At 56.1% G+C, this 17748-nt stretch carries 15 protein-coding genes; 9 read left to right on the top strand and 6 right to left on the bottom strand.

Features of this window, described 5'->3' with window-relative positions:
* Nucleotides 1-22: 22 nt before the first annotated feature.
* Together pntB and pntA are read right to left on the bottom strand one after the other, a co-directional pair.
* Nucleotides 23-1417 carry a Re/Si-specific NAD(P)(+) transhydrogenase subunit beta gene (gene pntB, locus D4100_RS00995; RefSeq protein ID WP_006319624.1) on the bottom strand — a complete coding sequence of 465 codons (1395 nt, stop codon included), beginning with the start codon at nucleotides 1415-1417 and terminating at the stop codon, nucleotides 23-25.
* 10 nt (nucleotides 1418-1427) lie between these two features.
* Entirely contained in the window at nucleotides 1428-2957 is a 1530-nt protein-coding gene (pntA, locus tag D4100_RS00990) for a Re/Si-specific NAD(P)(+) transhydrogenase subunit alpha (RefSeq protein ID WP_119802624.1), read from the bottom strand.
* A gap of 587 nt (nucleotides 2958-3544) precedes the next feature.
* Between pntA and ydgH the strand changes: the two genes are divergently transcribed.
* Nucleotides 3545-4495 (top strand): DUF1471 family protein YdgH, encoded by a 951-nt coding sequence (gene ydgH, locus D4100_RS00985; protein ID WP_006319620.1) that lies wholly within the window; start codon nucleotides 3545-3547, stop codon nucleotides 4493-4495.
* 15 nt (nucleotides 4496-4510) lie between these two features.
* On the opposite strand, the gene D4100_RS25835 is transcribed toward ydgH, so the two are convergent.
* Nucleotides 4511-4678 (bottom strand): hypothetical protein, encoded by a 168-nt coding sequence (locus D4100_RS25835; RefSeq protein WP_214609630.1) that lies wholly within the window; start codon nucleotides 4676-4678, stop codon nucleotides 4511-4513.
* Between the two features lie 60 nt (nucleotides 4679-4738).
* Here D4100_RS25835 and D4100_RS00980 point away from each other — a divergent pair, with 60 nt between their 5' ends.
* A complete protein-coding gene (locus tag D4100_RS00980; protein WP_006319618.1) occupies nucleotides 4739-6130 on the top strand; it encodes an amino acid permease in 1392 nt (463 codons plus the stop codon).
* A 37-nt stretch (nucleotides 6131-6167) separates the two neighbouring features.
* Here D4100_RS00980 and D4100_RS00975 read toward each other — a convergent pair whose 3' ends face one another.
* Nucleotides 6168-6575: a hypothetical protein gene (locus D4100_RS00975; RefSeq protein WP_119802622.1), complete on the bottom strand. Its 408-nt coding sequence runs from the start codon at nucleotides 6573-6575 to the stop codon at nucleotides 6168-6170.
* Nucleotides 6576-6705: 130 nt separating this feature from the next.
* Here D4100_RS00975 and folM point away from each other — a divergent pair, with 130 nt between their 5' ends.
* The 4 genes from folM to D4100_RS00955 all read left to right on the top strand — a co-directional run bounded on the left by folM (nucleotide 6706) and on the right by D4100_RS00955 (nucleotide 11092).
* Complete coding sequence (folM, locus tag D4100_RS00970; protein ID WP_119802620.1) at nucleotides 6706-7428, top strand: dihydromonapterin reductase; 723 nt, start codon at nucleotides 6706-6708, stop codon at nucleotides 7426-7428.
* A gap of 73 nt (nucleotides 7429-7501) precedes the next feature.
* On the top strand, nucleotides 7502-8227 hold the full coding sequence (rstA, locus tag D4100_RS00965) for a two-component system response regulator RstA (protein ID WP_006319612.1): 726 nt from the start codon (nucleotides 7502-7504) through the stop codon (nucleotides 8225-8227).
* Nucleotides 8224-9528 carry a two-component system sensor histidine kinase RstB gene (gene rstB / locus D4100_RS00960; RefSeq protein ID WP_119802618.1) on the top strand — a complete coding sequence of 435 codons (1305 nt, stop codon included), beginning with the start codon at nucleotides 8224-8226 and terminating at the stop codon, nucleotides 9526-9528. Before rstA ends, rstB begins: the two co-directional genes overlap by 4 nt.
* Nucleotides 9529-9592: 64 nt before the next feature.
* Nucleotides 9593-11092, top strand: a complete 1500-nt coding sequence (locus D4100_RS00955) for a carboxypeptidase M32 (protein ID WP_119802616.1) — start codon at nucleotides 9593-9595, stop codon at nucleotides 11090-11092.
* Between the two features lie 174 nt (nucleotides 11093-11266).
* On the opposite strand, the gene D4100_RS00950 is transcribed toward D4100_RS00955, so the two are convergent.
* On the bottom strand, nucleotides 11267-12172 hold the full coding sequence (locus D4100_RS00950; RefSeq protein ID WP_119802614.1) for an alpha/beta fold hydrolase: 906 nt from the start codon (nucleotides 12170-12172) through the stop codon (nucleotides 11267-11269).
* A 185-nt stretch (nucleotides 12173-12357) separates the two neighbouring features.
* On the opposite strand from D4100_RS00950, the gene asr reads away from it, so the two are divergent.
* The 3 genes from asr to D4100_RS00940 all read left to right on the top strand — a co-directional run bounded on the left by asr (nucleotide 12358) and on the right by D4100_RS00940 (nucleotide 13767).
* Entirely contained in the window at nucleotides 12358-12642 is a 285-nt protein-coding gene (gene asr, locus D4100_RS00945) for an acid resistance repetitive basic protein Asr (protein WP_006319589.1), read from the top strand.
* Between the two features lie 93 nt (nucleotides 12643-12735).
* A complete protein-coding gene (ydgU, locus tag D4100_RS26100) occupies nucleotides 12736-12816 on the top strand; it encodes a small membrane protein YdgU (protein WP_472541809.1) in 81 nt (26 codons plus the stop codon).
* Between the two features lie 129 nt (nucleotides 12817-12945).
* On the top strand, nucleotides 12946-13767 hold the full coding sequence (locus tag D4100_RS00940) for a trypsin-like serine peptidase (RefSeq protein ID WP_119802612.1): 822 nt from the start codon (nucleotides 12946-12948) through the stop codon (nucleotides 13765-13767).
* A gap of 32 nt (nucleotides 13768-13799) precedes the next feature.
* On the opposite strand, the gene hrpA is transcribed toward D4100_RS00940, so the two are convergent.
* The gene (gene hrpA, locus D4100_RS00935; RefSeq protein WP_119802610.1) at nucleotides 13800-17687 is read right to left on the bottom strand and encodes an ATP-dependent RNA helicase HrpA; all 3888 of its coding nucleotides are present in this window, start codon (nucleotides 17685-17687) and stop codon (nucleotides 13800-13802) included.
* Between the last annotated feature and the right edge of the window lie 61 nt (nucleotides 17688-17748).

The following is a 17748-nucleotide window of genomic DNA, read 5'->3' as shown; positions in this document are numbered from 1 at the left end:
CCCGTGTTTTTATTGGCTGCGGTTAAGCCTGCAACGCTCTCAGTATCGCTTCCACACTCTCTTTGGCATCGCCAAACAGCATCTGGGTGTTCTCTTTGAAGAACAGCGGGTTCTGTACGCCGGCGTAACCGGTGTTCATCGATCGTTTAAAGGCAATTACGTTTTGCGCCTTCCACACTTCCAGTACCGGCATGCCGGCGATTGGGCTGCGCGGATCCTCCAGCGCGGCCGGGTTCACCGTGTCGTTGGCGCCGATCACCAGCACGGTATCGGTATCCGGGAAATCTTCGTTGATTTCGTCCATCTCCAACACCACGTCGTACGGCACCCTGGCTTCCGCCAGCAGCACGTTCATGTGGCCCGGTAAACGCCCGGCAACCGGGTGAATGCCGAAGCGCACTTTGATACCGCGCGCGCGCAATTTTTCGGTGATTTCCGCCACCGGATACTGCGCCTGCGCGACCGCCATGCCATAACCTGGGGTGATGATCACCGAAGTGGAGTTCTTCAGTTGCTCAGCCACCTCTTCCGCCGTGGTTTCACGATACTCGCCCATTTCTTCCGCATTGCCGGTCGAGGAACCATCGGTACCGAAACCGCCGGCGATAACGCTGATAAACGAACGGTTCATCGCCTTGCACATAATGTAAGACAGAATGGCGCCCGAGGAACCCACCAACGCGCCGGTAACGATCAGCAGATCGTTGCTCAGCATAAAGCCCGCGGCGGCGGCGGCCCAGCCCGAATAGGAGTTGAGCATCGACACTACTACCGGCATGTCCGCACCACCGATAGAAGCAACCAGATGCCAACCGAACGCCAGCGCGATCGCGGTCATCAACACCAATGCCACCGCCTGCCAGCCCACGCTGTCGGCGCGAACGAATACCACCAGCAGCAGGAAGGAGACCACCAACGCCGCCAGGTTCATCTTGTGGCGATTCGGCAAAGCCAGCGGTTTGGATGAGATGATGCCGCGCAGTTTACCGAAAGCGACAATCGAACCGGTGAAGGTGACCGCACCGATAAAGATGCCGAGGAACACTTCGGTCAGATGGATATTCTCCATCACCGGCTCCATCGGTGCGCCGTGATCCAGGTAGCTGTTCAAGCCCACCAACACTGCCGCCAGGCCAACGAAACTGTGCAGCACCGCCACCAACTCCGGCATTTCGGTCATTTCGACTTTTTTCGCCAGATAGACGCCGATGGAGCCACCGATAATCATCGCAATGATGATCCAGCCCACGTTGCCGGAATCCGGCCCGAGGATGGTGGCAATCAGCGCAATCGCCATCCCGGCGACGCCAAACAGGTTGCCCTGCTTCGACGTTTCATGGCGCGACAGGCCGGCCAGGCTGCAAATAAACAAAATAGCGGCAACAATGTATGCAGCTGTAACTAATCCTCCAGACATCTGTTACCCCTTAGTTCTTGCGGAACATCTTCAGCATGCGCTGAGTGACGGTGAATCCACCAAAAATATTGATGCTGGCAATCAGCACGGCGATGAAGGAGAGGAAACTCACCCAGCCGCCGTGACCAATCTGCAATAATGCACCGACCACGATAATCCCCGAGATCGCATTGGTGACCGACATCAATGGGGTATGCAATGCATGGCTGACGTTCCAGACCACGTAGTAACCCACCACGCAGGCCAGCGCAAACACGGTAAAGTGAGACAGGAACTCTTTTGGCGCCGCATTGGCCAGCCAGCCGAACAGGACAATCGCCAGCGCGATCAGCCCGTATTTCAGCCAAGGTGAAACCGGTTTTGCCGCCGGTTTAGCGATCGGAGCCGCCGCTTGCGCCTGTTTCGGCTGTGCAGAAACCTGGATTGGCGGAGCAGGCCAGGTCACCTCGCCGCTGCGCACCACGGTGACGCCGCGGATCACGGTGTCTTCGAAATCGATATCGATTTCACCGTTTTTCTCTTTCGACAGCAATTTCAGCAGGTTAACCAGGTTGGTGCCGTAAAGTTGCGAAGACTGAGTCGGCAAGCGGCTTGGCAGATCGGTATAGCCAATGATTTTTACGCCATTATCGGTGACGGTCACGCGGTCGGCCACCGTCAGCTCACAGTTGCCGCCGTTTTGCGCGGCCAGATCGACGATCACGCTGCCCGGCTTCATCGAAGCCACCATCTCTTTAGTAATAAGCTTTGGTGCCGGTTTACCCGGGATCAGCGCAGTGGTGACAATAATGTCGACCTCTGCCGCCTGGGCGGCAAACAGCGCCATCTCGGCCTTGATAAAGGCTTCGGACATCACTTTGGCATAACCGTCGCCGCTGCCCGCTTCTTCCTCAAAGTCCAGCTCGAGGAATTCCGCGCCCATGCTCTGTACTTGCTCTTTAACTTCCGGGCGGGTGTCGAAGGCACGCACAATCGCCCCCAGACTACCTGCAGCGCCAATCGCCGCCAACCCCGCTACGCCTGCGCCGATGATCATCACTTTTGCCGGTGGAACCTTCCCGGCGGCGGTGATCTGGCCGGTGAAGAAACGGCCAAACTCGTGCGCCGCTTCAACAATAGCGCGGTAGCCGGCGATATTGGCCATCGAGCTCAGCGCATCCATCGACTGCGCGCGGGAGATGCGCGGCACCGAATCCATCGCCATCGCGGTGACGTTACGCGCCGCCAGCTTTTCGATAAGCTCCGGGTTTTGCGCCGGCCAGATAAAACTGACCAACGTACTGCCCTCACGCATTAACGCGATCTCGTCCTCTTGTGGCGCATTCACTTTCAGAATCAGATCCGATTGCCAGACGTCGGCAGTATCGGTGATCGTTGCTCCTGCGGTTTCATACGCCGCATTGTCAAAACTTGCCAGTTTACCCGCGTCGCTTTCGACAGCGACGGTAAAGCCCAGCTTCAGCAGTTGTTCCACCGTTTTCGGCGTTGCTGCAACCCGGGCTTCATTGGCCAACCGTTCTCTTGGTACACCAATACGCATAATGTTCCCTTCTCACCTGTCTTTGATGATGTTTATTATCTTCCTACCCATAGCAGTAGCGCCGGCTGACATCTGTCTCCATCGTCTTTCAAGACTGCGCGTTGGTGGCCGCAATTTGAAAGCGGGAGGCATACTTGTCGGCATAGAATTAAGGCACCCTCTATAACCTACTGAAAATAGGGTCGATGATCCATAATTGCTTACGCATTCATGCTCGTTTTTACATAAAAATTCAGACAACGACATGACAAATCGCAATTTAAAGTTAAAAAGCCGCGTACAACGCCGTTTTTGCTGCACAATTGTGACGGACACCTGCCTGGAGATATCTGGCCCTGCGCGGCCAAAATGAATGAAAGTTATAAAATTGTGAATAATTAACACTTATGCCATCAAAGACTTTATTATTGAAACTTATGGCGATTACCCGGCAAATGACGTAAACAATCCTTCATGGGATTTGTCTCATGCGATGACATAAAATGCTGAGACACTTGTCGAGATTACATGTAATAATCGGCGGCTGAATTACCCATAAACAGTTCAGCACGTTATAAACGTTAATGCGCTTGGCGAAAGGATTTTTTATGAAGCTGAAGAACACGATCATCGCATCAGCCTTGTTATCACTCACTGCGCTGTCTGCTCATGCTGCGCTTGAGTTAACGCCTGAAAAAGCAGCGGCGTTGAAGCCGTTTGATCGCATCACTATTACCGGCCGCTTTAATGCCATCAATGAAGCCGTTGATGCCGTATCCCGCCGTGCAGACAAACTGGGCGCAGACTCCTTCTACATCCAGGACAGCAACAACAGCAACAACGGCGGCAACTGGCGCGTCACCGCAGATCTTTATCATAAAGACGCGGCAGAAGTGAGCAAGGAACCGAAGTACCGCGTCATCAACGGCGTGACCGAATTGCCGAAAGAACAGGCCTTCCTGCTTGAGCCCTACGATACGGTCAGCGTCAGCGGTTTCTACCGCAGCCAGCCGGACATCAACGACGCCATCACCAAAGAAGCGAAAAAGAAAGGCGCAGCCTCGTTCTTTATCGTGCGTCAGGTCGATGCCAACCAGGGCGGCAACCAGTTCATCACTGCTTACATCTACAAAGCCGATGCGCCCAAGCGCGTAGTTCAGAGCCCGGATGCCATTCCTGCCGATTCTGAAGCCGGCAAAGCCGCACTTGCTGCCGGTGGCGCAGCCGCCGCCAATGTTGAAATCCCGGGCGTCGCTTCCTCAGGGTCGCCGAGCCGTGACGTAGGCCGTTTCTTCGAAACTCAGTCTTCTACCGGTCAACGCTATACCGTCACGCTGCCGAATGGCACCAAGATTCAGGAAGTGAACAACGTTACCGCCGCACAGATGGTGCCGTTCGATTCCGTGACCTTCACCGGCCACTTCAACAGCATGACGGACATTTCCACCGAAGTGGCGAAGCGTGCCGCTGCGAAAGGTGCCAAGTTCTACCACGTGACTCGTCAGTGGCAGAACAAAAGTGGCGGCAACCTGACCGTGAGCGCCGATCTGTTTAAATAAGTGTCACTTCGCGGTTTACTCTCGGGCAGCCATTGAGCTGCCCGTTTTTATGCCGCTTACCGCCCCACCGGTTGAATAATTTTTTGTAAATTCCGCATATTCAATCATTGCATCCGTAACGATCCATCCGTAGAATTTGCGCCTGTTTTTAGGGCTATTATCTATTTGTTCAGTAATTGTCATTACGTTGTTACTGCCAAGCAGTTCCCTTACAGTTGTTTATTCTGCGCTCAGGATCCGTCATTGGAAAAAAAACTAGGTCTTACCGCGTTAACCGCATTGGTGCTCAGTTCCATGCTGGGCGCCGGGGTTTTCAGCCTGCCGCAAAACATGGCGCAGGTCGCCAGCCCGGCCGCACTGCTGCTGGGTTGGGCGATCACCGGTGTCGGCATCCTGTTTCTCGCTTTCGCCATGCTGTTGCTCACCCGCCTGCGGCCCGATCTGGACGGCGGGATCTTCACTTATGCAAAAGAAGGTTTCGGTGAACTGGTAGGCTTCTGTTCCGCCTGGGGGTATTGGCTATGTGCGGTGATCGCCAACGTATCTTATCTGGTGATCGTGTTTGCCGCGCTGAGCTTGTTTACCGATCGCGGCGGTGAAGTCATTTTGGGTGACGGCAATACCTGGCAGGCGCTGGTGGCGGAATCGTTGCTGCTGTGGGTCGTACATGCGCTGGTGCTACGCGGGGTGCAAACCGCCGCCAGCATCAACCTGGCGGCAACATTGGCCAAGCTTTTGCCGCTTGGGCTGTTTGCCGTACTGGCAGCCATTGCGTTCAAAATGGACGTATTCACTCTGGATTTTCACGGCGTCGCGCTCGGCAAACCGGTGTGGGAACAGGTTAAAAACACCATGCTGATTACCCTGTGGGTATTCATCGGCGTGGAAGGTGCGGTGGTGGTGTCCGCGCGGGCACGCCATAAAAAAGATGTGGGCCGTGCAACCATGCTGGCGGTGCTCTCCGCGCTAGCGGTTTATCTGCTGGTGACCCTGTTGTCGTTGGGGGTGGTGCCACGCAGTGAACTGGCCGGAATGCGCAATCCCTCGATGGCAGTGCTGATGGTCGATCTGATTGGTCCATGGGGGGATGTAATTATCGCCGCCGGCCTGATCGTTTCGGTATGCGGCGCGTATCTGAGCTGGACGATTATGGCCGCTGAAGTGCCGCTGCTGGCTGCCCAGCACGGTGCTTTTCCTAAAATATTCCGCAAGCAGAACAAGAATCACGCGCCTTCGGCTTCGCTATGGCTGACCAATATTGCAGTGCAGTTCGCGCTGGTGGTGATCTGGCTGACCGGCAGCAACTATAATTCGCTGCTGACTATCGCCTCGGAAATGATTTTGGTGCCTTACTTCCTGGTTGGCGCCTTCTTGTTCAAGGTTGCGCTGCTCCGCCAGGACAAACGACTGATGTTCGCCGCCACCGGCGCTTGTCTGTATGGCATTTGGCTGCTGTACGCTTCAGGGTTGATGCATCTGTTGATGTCGGTGCTGTTGTATGCGCCGGGGCTGCTGGTGTTTATCTATGCCAGACGTGGGCATGAAGATGTCAAGCTGCTGAGTCAGCTGGAGAAAAGTAGCATTTTGCTGTTACTGGTGGCCACGGTACCGGCCGGCTGGTTTATGTTGCAGTAGTGAGAAGCGGCCGGGTGGAACCACCCGGTCAATTACCTTAGGATGCACGCAGGGTAATGGTCATGCGTTCCTCTACCTGAGAGATGGTCACCCCCTCAATGCACTCTTGCTGAATGGCCGCCAACTGTTGTTGGTCCAGCGCATACGGCAGTTTAATGTCGAACACTGCCAACCCCTGCTGTTGCGCCAGATCGATCAGGCGCACGATATTGGTTTCGTCGCTGACCTGGGTGGATACCACCTGCAGCGCCAGTTCCTTCAACTGCTCTTTCCGCGTTTGCGAAGCGCAAGCCTGAGATTTCAATACCATGCCAAAAAATGGCATCACACCATAGATTGCATCAACAAAGCGCCAGTGCTTCTTGACCGATGCGGACAGAAAATCCATGTAATCAAAGCAGATTTTCTCACTGCGCGCGACGGATGCAAGGTGACTGCTGTTCATCCCTTCCTTCCTCTCATTGCCAGTGTATTACATCCTGAAATGGATAATCGATGCGAAGCTTTAACGAATTTCCGACGTATAATGGCATAATTCCCCTATTGTTTGCCAGTCTGTCCAGGAGCTTTAATCAATGGAACATCACAACTCAGCGCCGGTGCTGATCACGGGCGGCGCACGCCGGATTGGGCTGGCGCTGGCCAGGTCCTTCTTGCAACGCGACATCCCCGTCATCATTGCCTATCGTAGCGATTACCCGGCGCTGAAAGAGCTGAAAGGACTGGGGGCGACTTGCATTCAGGGCGATTTTTCGACTCACGAAGGCATTTACCGCTTTGCCGAACGGGTTCGCCAGACCGCACCGAAACTGCGTGCAGTGATCCACAACGCCAGCGCCTGGCAGGCCGAGTCTGCGGAGGTGCCACCGGAGCAGGTTATGGCGGCGATGCTGCAAATCCACGTTTACACCCCTTATCTGCTGAATCAGTTACTGGAGCCCTGCCTGCTTGGTCAGGGGCAGGCAGGCGCCGATATTATCCATTTGACCGACTATGTGGTGGAAAAAGGCAGCGACAAGCATATCGCTTATGCTGCCAGCAAGGCCGCGCTCGACAACATGACCCGCTCCTTCGCCCGTAAACTGGCACCGGAGGTCAAGGTCAACGCCATCGCGCCGGCGTTGATTATTTTCAATCCGGGCGATGATGAGCCTTATCGTCAGCAGGCGCTGGCAAAGTCGCTGATGAAAATCGCTCCGGGTGAAAGCGAAGTGGTCAACCTGGTCAATTACTTGCTGGACAGCCGTTATGTCACCGGCCGCACCCATGGTGTGGACGGAGGGCGGCCCCTGCGCTAGGCAAAGATGTGCATGGCGTATCGCTGAGCCCCGCGTTATGCTGAACTCCGTTATTCTTATAAAACCGCTGAATATGCATAAAATTGTTTTTGTGGAAGACGATCCGGAAGTCGGCAAGCTGATTGCCGCCTATTTGGGCAAGCACGATATCGAAGTGCTGATTGAGCCACGTGGCGACAGCGCGCAAGCTCGCATTGAGCAAGAATTGCCGGACCTGGTCCTGCTCGACATTATGCTGCCCGGAAAAGACGGCATGACGCTGTGTCGCGATTTGCGCCCGACCTTTCCTGGGCCGATCGTATTGCTGACTTCACTCGACAGCGATATGAACCATATCCTTTCATTGGAAATGGGCGCCAACGATTACATTCTGAAAACCACTCCGCCGGCGGTTTTACTGGCGCGGCTGCGTTTACATCTGCGCCAGCATGGCAATCACCCCAAGGAAGAGTCAACGCAACCGATCACCCAGCACAACGCGCTGCACTTCGGGTTGCTATGCATCGATCCGGTCAATCGCCAGGTGACGCTGGGCGATGAGGTGATCACCCTATCCACCTCGGATTTCGATCTGCTTTGGGAACTGGCTACCCACGCCGGCCAGATCATGGACCGCGAGGCGCTGCTGCAAAACTTGCGCGGCGTGAGCTACGACGGCCTTGATAGAAGCATCGACGTGGCGATTTCCCGCCTGCGCCGCAAACTGTACGACAATGCGCTGGAGCCCTTCCGCGTCAAAACCGTGCGCAATAAAGGTTACCTGTTCGCCCCAAATGCCTGGGAGTTCGTGCAGCAATGAGAAAGCTTTTCGTCCAGTTCTTCCTGCTGCTGTTCGTCTGCTTTCTGGTGATGGCGATGTTGGTGGGCCTGGTGTACAAGGTCACGGCCGAACGCGCCGGCCGCCAGTCAATGGATGACCTGATGAAAAGCTCGCTGTACCTGATGCGCAGCGAGCTGCGGGAAATTCCGTTGAAAGACTGGAACAAGACCATCGCGACGCTGGACTTGAACCTGTCGTTCAAGCTGCACATCGAACCGCTCGGCAAACAGGATCTGAGTGAAGATCTGAAAAAACGGCTACGCCTCGGCGAAATTATCGCTCTCGACGATCAATACACCTTTATGCAGCGCATTCCGCGCAGTCATTATGTGTTGGTGGTCGGCCCCATTCCTTATCTGTTCTATTTGCATCAAATGCGGCTGTTGGATCTGGCGCTGCTGGTGTTTATCGGCATGTCGTTGGCGTTGCCGGTATTTTTATGGATGCGCCCGCATTGGCAGGATTTGCTCAAGCTGGAGAATGCCGCTCAGCGCCTTGGTGCCGGGCATCTGGATGAGCGCACCCATTTCGACCCGACCTCCAGCCTGAACCGTTTGGGGGTGGCATTCAACCAGATGGCGGATAACGTCAATACCCTGATTGCCAGTAAAAAGCAGCTGATAGACGGTATTGCCCATGAATTGCGTACTCCTCTGGTGCGGCTGCGCTACCGGCTGGCAATGAGCGATAACCTTTCCGATAGCGAACAACAGGCGCTAAACCGCGATATCGGTCAGCTGGAATCGCTGATAGACGAGTTGCTGACTTACGCGCGACTGGATCGTCCGCAGGTGGCGCTGAACATAGAACCGCTCGATCTGCCCAAGTGGCTGCAAGATAAAGTAGAAGATATGCGTCTGATCCATCCCGAGCGCGAGATCCAGCTGGATATTCCGCATGTCGGGGATTTTGGCGGCGTCGATTTACGGCTGATGGAGCGGGTGCTGGATAATCTGGTGAACAATGCCTTGCGCTACAGCGAACAGCGACTGCGTATCGGCCTGTGGTTTGACGGCGACGCCGCCTGCCTGCAGGTAGAAGACGACGGACCTGGCATTCCACCTGAAGAGCGTGAACGCGTGTTCGAACCCTTCGTGCGTCTCGATCCCAGCCGCGATCGCGCCACCGGCGGCTGCGGGCTGGGCCTCGCGATTGTTCATTCTATCGCCGTCGCTTATCAGGGCCAGGTTTACGTAGACGCCAGCTCACTCGGCGGGGCCAGCTTCCGTTTCTGCTGGCCAGTGAAACCCACTTTCAATTTAAAAGCAGACCCGGTGTAACCCCCATCAGTTCAACTGAGGGAGCGATCAGGTTATCCGGCTCACAATAATAGGAAGCCAAACAATGACATCTGCACATACGCCTTCATCCGCCTATCACGAACTGCGTGCCATTTTCACCCGGCTATCGCGCTTCGGCCACCTTTCCGCCATTGCCGGCTGGGATATGCAGACCATGATGCCGCCGGGCGGCAACAGAGCGCGTTCGGAAGCCTTGGCCGAACTGAGCGTGTTGCAGCACCAGATTTTAACGGCAGAAAAAACCGGCCATCTGTTTGAACGTGCGCAGCAGGAAACGCTCGATGGTTTTGACCAGGCCAATTTGCTGGAAATGCGCCGCCAATACGACAACGCCGTACTGGTGCCGGAGTCGCTGGTTGAGGCTAAATCACTGGCCGGTGCGCGTTGCGAACACGCCTGGCGCTCTCAACGCCCGGCCAACGACTGGGAAGGATTTTCGGAGAACCTGCGTGAAGTGGTCAAACTGACCCGTCAGGAAGCGCAGATCCGCGCTGAAGCGGCGGGTTCCAGCCGTTACGACGCCCTGCTCAACCTGTATGAACCTGGCATGCGCGGCAGCGATATCGACCGTATTTTTGGCGACCTTAAAACCTGGCTACCCGACCTGCTGCAAAAAGTGGTCGCCAGGCAGGCTCAGGAACCTTGCCTCGTTCCCGAGGGCCCGTTCAAGGTCGATGCCCAGCGCCAACTGGGCTTGAACGTGATGAAACTGCTCGGTTTCAACTTCGACGGGGGCCGTGTTGACGTCAGCGCTCACCCCTTCTGCGGCGGCGTGCCGGAAGATGTGCGTATCACTACCCGCTACAATGAAAAAGAATTCCATACCGCATTGCTCGGGATTATTCACGAAACCGGCCATGCACGTTACGAGCAAAACCTGCCGCGTGATTGGCTGGGCCAACCGGTGGCGCAGGCGCGTTCTACTGCGATCCACGAATCGCAAAGCCTGCTGTTTGAAATGCAGTTGGCGCGTGGCAGCGACTTCCTGAAAATTCTGCGTCCTTTGATTATCAAGCAATTCGGTGAGCAGCCGGCGCTGGAAGAAAGCAACTTCATCCGCCTGAATCAACGCGTCAAACCTGGCCTGATCCGTGTGGATGCGGACGAAGTGAGTTACCCGGCGCATGTGATCCTGCGCTATGAAATAGAGAAAGCCCTGGTCGAAGGCAATATCGAAGTGGAAGATATCCCTGCGCTGTGGAACGAAAAAATGCGCGATTATCTCGGCCTGGACACCGTAGGTAACTACCGCAACGGCTGCATGCAGGATATCCATTGGACCGACGGCGCTTTCGGCTACTTCCCGACTTACACGCTCGGCGCGATGTATGCCGCGCAACTGTTCCACAGCGTGCGCGAAGCTCTGCCCTCGCTGAGCAATGACATCGCCGAAGGTAACCTGAACCCGCTGTTCCACTGGCTGAAACAGAATATCTGGCATCACGGCAGCCGCTTCTCTACCGATGCGCTGATCACCAAGGCGACCGGCGAAGCGTTAAACCCGCGCTATTTCCGTCAGCATCTGGAAAATCGCTACCTGTAACGCCCCCAGGCACGGGCCTACCCGTGCCTTTCTCCCCTGCCTGGCCGACGTCTCCCCATAGAGCACAGTCTTTACTTGCGACACCTTATGTTACAGAGTGCCGATTGGTTGCTCTACATATGTATGTTGTAACTAAAATAACCCAAATGCCACCGTATCGCTACGGTGACCGGGCTATCGCGCCGCGTGCGCGCTGATCATCTCTACCAATTGTGGGCGCAGCTGAGGCGGCAAATCGTGGCCCATATTCGGGATGACCTGCAGTTGCGAATGGGCTATCGCTCTGGCGACGGCGACACCACCGGCTTTACGCACCATGCGATCGGCATTGCCGTGGATCACCAGCGTCGGTGCCGTGATCCGGCGGCTGTAACGCCGCAAATCACCACTGCCGAGTAGCGCGGATAATTGGCGTTGCAGTCCTTCGGCATCCATCCCCCGCTTTAATAACCGCCTTACCAGCGTATCAAGCTCCGCCTCCTCTACCGGATAGGCCGGGCTACCCAGTGCGCGCAGCCCCTCTTTCAGAGACTGGCATTGCTGTTGCGGCGTCGCATTTGCCGGCGGACGACGCAACAGCAGTTTCAGCAGCGAAGGTGCCGGCGGCGGCAATAATGGTTGGTTGGTGCTGGAAAACAAAATGGTCAGCGCCTTTACCCGCTGCGGATATTCAGCCGCCAGTACCTGCGCAATCATTCCACCCATCGAGGCGCCCAATATGTGCGCCCGAGCTATTTGCAGGTGATCCAGCAAATGCACCGCGTCTTTCGCCATGTCTTCAAGCGAATACGGCACCCGGGTTTGCCAGCCCAACTGAGCCCGTAATATCAATAGCCACAAGGGCTGCGATCTTTTGCCCTGCGTCTTGCCGGACAGGCCTACATCGCGGTTATCGAAGCGAATCACCCGAAAGCCCTTTTCCACCAATGCACGGCAGAACTCCTCCGGCCACAGCAACATCTGCGCGCCGATGCCCATAATCAACAGCAGCGGCGGATGAGCGATATTGCCCCAGTCTTCATAAGCTATCGGAACCTCACCCTGTTCGGTGAGCCCACGGCGGATTGCGATATCGTTCATTTACTGTCCCTTTTTGCGTTGTGGGGCCGTGCATCGTAGCGGCCGCAGGCTAGTTCCCACGGCTTGTACATTAGGTTACACGCCGAAACCAATCACTCACGGAAAGCATTCCGCCATTTGCCTACTATCTTAACACCGGCCCCGCAGTGGGCTTGATACATGACAAGTAATTTGAGGACTCTTCGATGAAAAAAGTATTAGCTCTGGTTGTTGCCGCTGCAATGGGTCTGTCTTCTGTTGCCTTCGCTGCTGACGCGGCCACTACCGCACCTGCGGCGACAGCTACCACTACTGCTGCTGCACCGGCTAAAACCACTCACGTGAAAAAACATCACGCGAAGAAAGCGGCAGTTCAAAAAGCGCAGGCGGCTAAAAAGCATCACAAAGCCACCGCTAAAAAAGCCCCGGCTCAGAAAGCCCAGGCAGCAAAAAAACACCACAAAAAAGCCAGCCATAAAAAAGCGGCGTAACAGCAATCTGATGTGAGGTTCCCCTCACCAGACCAGAATTGATTTGTCCAACACCCGGTTCGCCGGGTGTTTTTTCATCGGGGGTTCTCATCAATGCTGCGCCGTTACTTATTTGAAATCATTCTGATCGCCCTGATCCTGTGCGGGTTGATCGCCACCTTCTTTTATTTGTAGCCGCAGATCCCCCTCGGGTTATAAATTATCGAAAAATCAATCACTGCCCATCCACACAATAGCTAAATCAGTCTATAGTTAGCATTCCGTGTGTTTATGGATGATTCGTATTTGCCAGGCAAGAGACCTATGCGCATAACCGTTTTGCTGTTGCTGTGCTCATTCCCGCTCGCACTCCCCCTCTCAGCACGGGCCGACAGCCCATCCGACACGTCGACGGCTGAGCAAACCCGCTTGTTTTTTGGCAAGGATGAACGGATAAAAGTCACAGAAACCGAGGGTTGGCCCTGGCAGGCGATTGGCCAGGTAGAAACGGCCAGCGGCAACTTGTGCACCGCCACACTGATCTCCCCTCATCTGGCGTTGACTGCCGGCCATTGCGTACTGGCGCCGCCAGGCCAATTGGATAAAGCCATCTCCCTGCGCTTTGTTGCCGGCAATAAAAGCTGGAAATACCAGACCGACAATATTGAAACCTTGGTCGACCGCAAGTTAGGGAAAAAACTCAAGCCTGACGGCGAGGGCTGGATTGTACCGCCGGCTGCCGCAGCCTATGACTTTGCGCTGATCCGCCTGAAGGATAAAAGACCGCTGCCGATTAAACCTCTGCCGCTGTGGCAAGGCGACAGCAAAGCGCTGACTCTGGCGATGAAGCAGGCCAAGCGGCTGATTACCCAAGCGGGTTACCCGGAAGACCACCTGGACGATCTTTACAGCCACCAGAACTGTAAAGTGACGGGTTGGGCGCAGCAGGGAGTGTTGTCGCACCAGTGCGATACCCTGCCCGGAGACAGCGGTTCGCCCTTGCTGCTGAAAACCGCCGACGGCTGGTCGTTGATCGCCATTCAAAGCTCCGCGCCGGCGGCCAAAGACCGTTACCGTGCCGATAACCGCGCGTTGGCAGTGACCGGCATTCGCGATGCGCTGGACGCGCTGGATGCAGGAAAGTAACGACGGGGTCAGCATGCTGACCCCTCTTTGTTTTAAGCTGAAAGCTGCTCGATAGTCTGCATGATGCGTTTGTCCGAAATCGGGTAAGGCGTACCGAGTTGCTGGGCGAACAGGCTGACGCGCAGCTCTTCGATCATCCAGCGTACTTCTTTCACTTCGTCATCCTGCCGGCGTTTCGGCGGCAGCTTGTTCAGCCACTGTTGCCATGCCTGCTGCACCTGATCCACCCGCAGCATCTGCGCGCGGTCGCGGTGCGGATCAATCGCCAGCTTCTCCAGCCGGCGTTCAATCGCTTGCAAATAGCGCAGCGTATCCGGCAGGCGCTTCCAGCCGTTGTTGGTGACGAATCCACGATAAATCAGGCCGCCAAGCTGGTTTTTGATATCCGACAGCGCCAGCGCCAACGACATGTCCACCCGGCCTTTCAACCGCTTGTTGATGTTGAACACCGTGGTCAGGATTTGCTCGACTTGCCTGGCCACCCCCACCACCGTTTCATTCAACTCGCCGCGCACCAACTCCTGCAGGCGCGCGAAGTTATCTTCCTGCCATACCGGCCCGCCATGTTCGGCAATCAGTTTGTCGATACCGCACGAGATGCAGTCGTCGATCAAATCCAACACCTTGCCGTAAGGGTTAAAATACAGCCCGAGCTTGGCTTTGTTGGGCAACTTTTCATGCAGATATTTGATCGGTGAAGGAATATTCAGCAACAACAGGCGGCGCGTGCCTTGCCACATCGCCTGTTGCTGCTCCTGCTCGCTGTCGAACAGGCGGATCGCCACGCTGTCTTTTTCATCCACCAGCGCCGGGTAGGCTTTCATCGAGTAGCCGCCGCGTTTCTGCTCATAAAACTCGGGCAATTTACCGAAGCTCCAGATATGCAAATTGCTTTGTTCCAGCCCGTCATCCGCCACCGCCGACAGCGTCTCCTGCACTTTATCCTTCAGTTGCAGCTTCAGCGCCGTCAGATCCTTACCTTCGAGCAAGGTTTTGTGATTTTCGCCGACGACCCGGAAAGTCATTTTAAGATGATCGGGCACCTGATCCCAATGCCAGTCTTCACGTGACACTGTCACCCCTGTCATGCGCCGCAGTTCGCGCTCCAGCGCATCCAGCAGCGGCAGCTCCAGCGCGGTCACCCTCCCGAGGAAAGCCTCGGCGTAGTTCGGTGCCGGGACAAAGTTACGGCGAACCGGCTTCGGCAGCGACTTGATCAGCGCAATCACCAGCTCACGGCGAATACCCGGGATCTGCCATTCAAAGCCCTGATCTTCAATCTGGTTGAGAATAGGCAGCGGAATGTGCACCGTGACGCCATCGGCGTCGGTGCCCGGTTCGAACTGATAAGTCAGGCGCAGCTTGAGATTGCCCTGGTGCCAGGCATTCGGGTAGTCCAGCGCGCTGACTTTGTTGGCGCCGTCCTTGATCAGCATCTCTTTTTCAAAGCTGAGCAGATCCGGCTTTTGTTTACCGGCGGTTTTCCACCAGTTGTCAAAATGACGCCCGGACACCACATCGCTCGGTATTCGCTGGTCGTAGAAACTGAACAGGGTTTCGTCATCCACCAAAATGTCACGGCGACGCGATTTATGCTCCAGCTCTTCCACTTCGGCGAGCAGCTTCAGGTTGGCGCTGAAGAATGCATGCCGCGTCTGCCAGTCGCCTTCCACCAACGCATGGCGGATAAACAGCTCACGGCACAGCAGCGGATCAATAGTGCTGTAATTGACTGGCCGCGCAGCGACAATCGGCAACCCAAACAGTGTCACTTTTTCATTGGCCATCACCGCGCCCTGGGATTTCGACCAGTGCGGTTCGCTATAACTGTGTTTCACCAGGTGCTGGGCCAGCGGTTCAATCCACTCAGGCTCGATGCGTGCGGCGATGCGGCCCCACAGGCGGCTGGTTTCCACCAGTTCGGCCACCATCGTCCACTTCGGCGGCTTCTTGAACAGGCCGGAGCCGGGGAAGATCGAGAACCGGGCGTTGCGGGCACCGGTAAACTCCTGCTTGTCGGCATCCTTCTGGCCGATGTGCGACAGCAGCCCGGTGAGCAACGCGGTATGCACGCTGCGGTAATCGGAAGGCTCGCTGTTAACCGGCAGCCCCAGTTCTTTCACCACCTGGCGCAGTTGGGTGTAGATATCCTGCCATTCGCGCACCCGCAGGTAGTTAAGGAAATCATTGCGGCACAGCCGACGGAACTGGCTGGAGGAGTGCTCTTTTTGCTGCTCTTTCAGGTAGTCCCACAAGTTAACGTAGGCCAGGAAGTCCGAGTCTTTGTCGGCGAAGCGGCGGTGTTTCTCGTCCGACGCCTGCTGTTTGTCCATCGGCCGCTCTCGCGGATCCTGGATCGACAACGCGGCGGTGATGATCATCACCTCACGCACGCTGCCGCTCTTTTGCGCTTCCAGTACCATGCGCGCCAGGCGCGGATCGATAGGCAACTGCGCCAGTTGGCGGCCCTGCGGGGTGAGTTGGTAATGGCCATTTTCGGCCGTTTTAATCGCACCCAACTCTTCCAACAGGCGCACGCCGTCCAGAATATTGCGCTTGTCCGGCGCTTCGACAAACGGGAATGCGGCGATATCGCCCAGCCCGAGCGACGTCATCTGCAAGATAACCGACGCCAGGTTGGTGCGCAGGATCTCCGGATCGGTAAACTCCGGCCGCGACAGGAAATCCTGTTCGGAGTACAGGCGGATACAGATACCGTCCGACACGCGGCCACAGCGGCCTTTACGCTGGTTGGCGGAGGCCTGTGATACCGGCTCGATCGGCAGGCGCTGGACCTTGGTACGGAAACTGTAGCGGCTGATGCGCGCGGTGCCCGGATCGATGACATATTTGATGCCCGGCACCGTCAGCGAGGTTTCCGCCACGTTGGTCGCCAGCACAATGCGGCGGCCATGATGCGACTGGAACACCCGGTTTTGTTCGCTGTTCGATAGCCGCGCATACAGCGGCAATACTTCGGTATGCGGTAAATCAAGACGGTTCAAGGCGTCGGCGGTGTCGCGAATTTCACGCTCGCCGCTCATAAAGATCAGGATATCCCCCAGCCCTTCATGGCCGAGTTCATCTACCGCGTCGAAAATCGCCTGCAGTTGATCGCGGTCGGTATCCTCGGCGTCGTCCACCACCGGGCGATAACGCACCTCGACCGGATAAGTGCGGCCGGAAACTTCGATAATCGGCGCGTTATTGAAATGGCGCGAAAACCGCTGCGGATCTATGGTCGCCGAAGTGATGATGACTTTCAGATCGGGGCGCTTCGGCAACAGTTCGCGCAGATACCCGAGGATAAAGTCGATATTCAGGCTGCGTTCGTGCGCTTCATCGATAATCAGCGTGTCGTATTGCATCAACAGCCGATCCTGCTGGATTTCCGCCAGCAGAATACCGTCGGTCATCAGCTTGACCAGCGTATTTTCACTGACCTGATCGTTAAAGCGCACCTTATAACCGACGCTGCCGCCGAGCGGCGTTTCCAGTTCATCGGCAATGCGGTTTGCTACGGTGCGTGCCGCCAGGCGCCGTGGCTGGGTATGGCCGATCAGCCCCTTCACCCCACGCCCCAGCTCCAGGCAGATCTTCGGCAACTGGGTGGTTTTTCCCGAACCGGTTTCACCGGCGACAATCACGACCTGATGGTCACGAATCGCATTCAGGATATCCTGCTTTTTCTGGCTGACCGGCAGGTTTTCCGGATAGGTGATTTTCGGGCAAGAGGCAGCGCGCGCCTGCACTTTCTGCAACGCCGCCGCAATGTCACTTTCTACTTCAGCGGCGACCGCCAACTGAGCATCGGGATTTTTGATTTTTCGTGCGCCCTGCAACCGACGTTGCAGGCGTTGTTGATCACGGAGCATCAGTTCGCCCAGTTGGGCAGAGGATGCCGCGAGCGGAGATTTCACGTTCGGTATTCCTTGTCTCATCGCTGCCGTATCAAGCTTTAGCAACGGTTTAATAATGTAT

It is taken from the genome of Serratia inhibens (assembly GCF_003591175.1).
Classification (GTDB): domain Bacteria; phylum Pseudomonadota; class Gammaproteobacteria; order Enterobacterales; family Enterobacteriaceae; genus Serratia; species Serratia inhibens.
The sequence above is the reverse complement of the archived record's forward strand: the minus strand, read 5'-3'. Positions and strand labels throughout refer to the sequence as shown.

Coding starts and splice junctions, on each gene's coding strand:
- pntB (WP_006319624.1), bottom strand. CDS start 1,417: ATGTCTGGAGGATTAGTTACAGCTGCATACATTGTTGCCGCTATTTTG.
- pntA (WP_119802624.1), bottom strand. CDS start 2,957: ATGCGTATTGGTGTACCAAGAGAACGGTTGGCCAATGAAGCCCGGGTT.
- ydgH (WP_006319620.1), top strand. CDS start 3,545: ATGAAGCTGAAGAACACGATCATCGCATCAGCCTTGTTATCACTCACT.
- D4100_RS25835 (WP_214609630.1), bottom strand. CDS start 4,678: ATGACAATTACTGAACAAATAGATAATAGCCCTAAAAACAGGCGCAAA.
- D4100_RS00975 (WP_119802622.1), bottom strand. CDS start 6,575: ATGAACAGCAGTCACCTTGCATCCGTCGCGCGCAGTGAGAAAATCTGC.
- folM (WP_119802620.1), top strand. CDS start 6,706: ATGGAACATCACAACTCAGCGCCGGTGCTGATCACGGGCGGCGCACGC.
- rstA (WP_006319612.1), top strand. CDS start 7,502: ATGCATAAAATTGTTTTTGTGGAAGACGATCCGGAAGTCGGCAAGCTG.
- rstB (WP_119802618.1), top strand. CDS start 8,224: ATGAGAAAGCTTTTCGTCCAGTTCTTCCTGCTGCTGTTCGTCTGCTTT.
- D4100_RS00955 (WP_119802616.1), top strand. CDS start 9,593: ATGACATCTGCACATACGCCTTCATCCGCCTATCACGAACTGCGTGCC.
- D4100_RS00950 (WP_119802614.1), bottom strand. CDS start 12,172: ATGAACGATATCGCAATCCGCCGTGGGCTCACCGAACAGGGTGAGGTT.
- asr (WP_006319589.1), top strand. CDS start 12,358: ATGAAAAAAGTATTAGCTCTGGTTGTTGCCGCTGCAATGGGTCTGTCT.
- ydgU (WP_472541809.1), top strand. CDS start 12,736: ATGCTGCGCCGTTACTTATTTGAAATCATTCTGATCGCCCTGATCCTG.
- D4100_RS00940 (WP_119802612.1), top strand. CDS start 12,946: ATGCGCATAACCGTTTTGCTGTTGCTGTGCTCATTCCCGCTCGCACTC.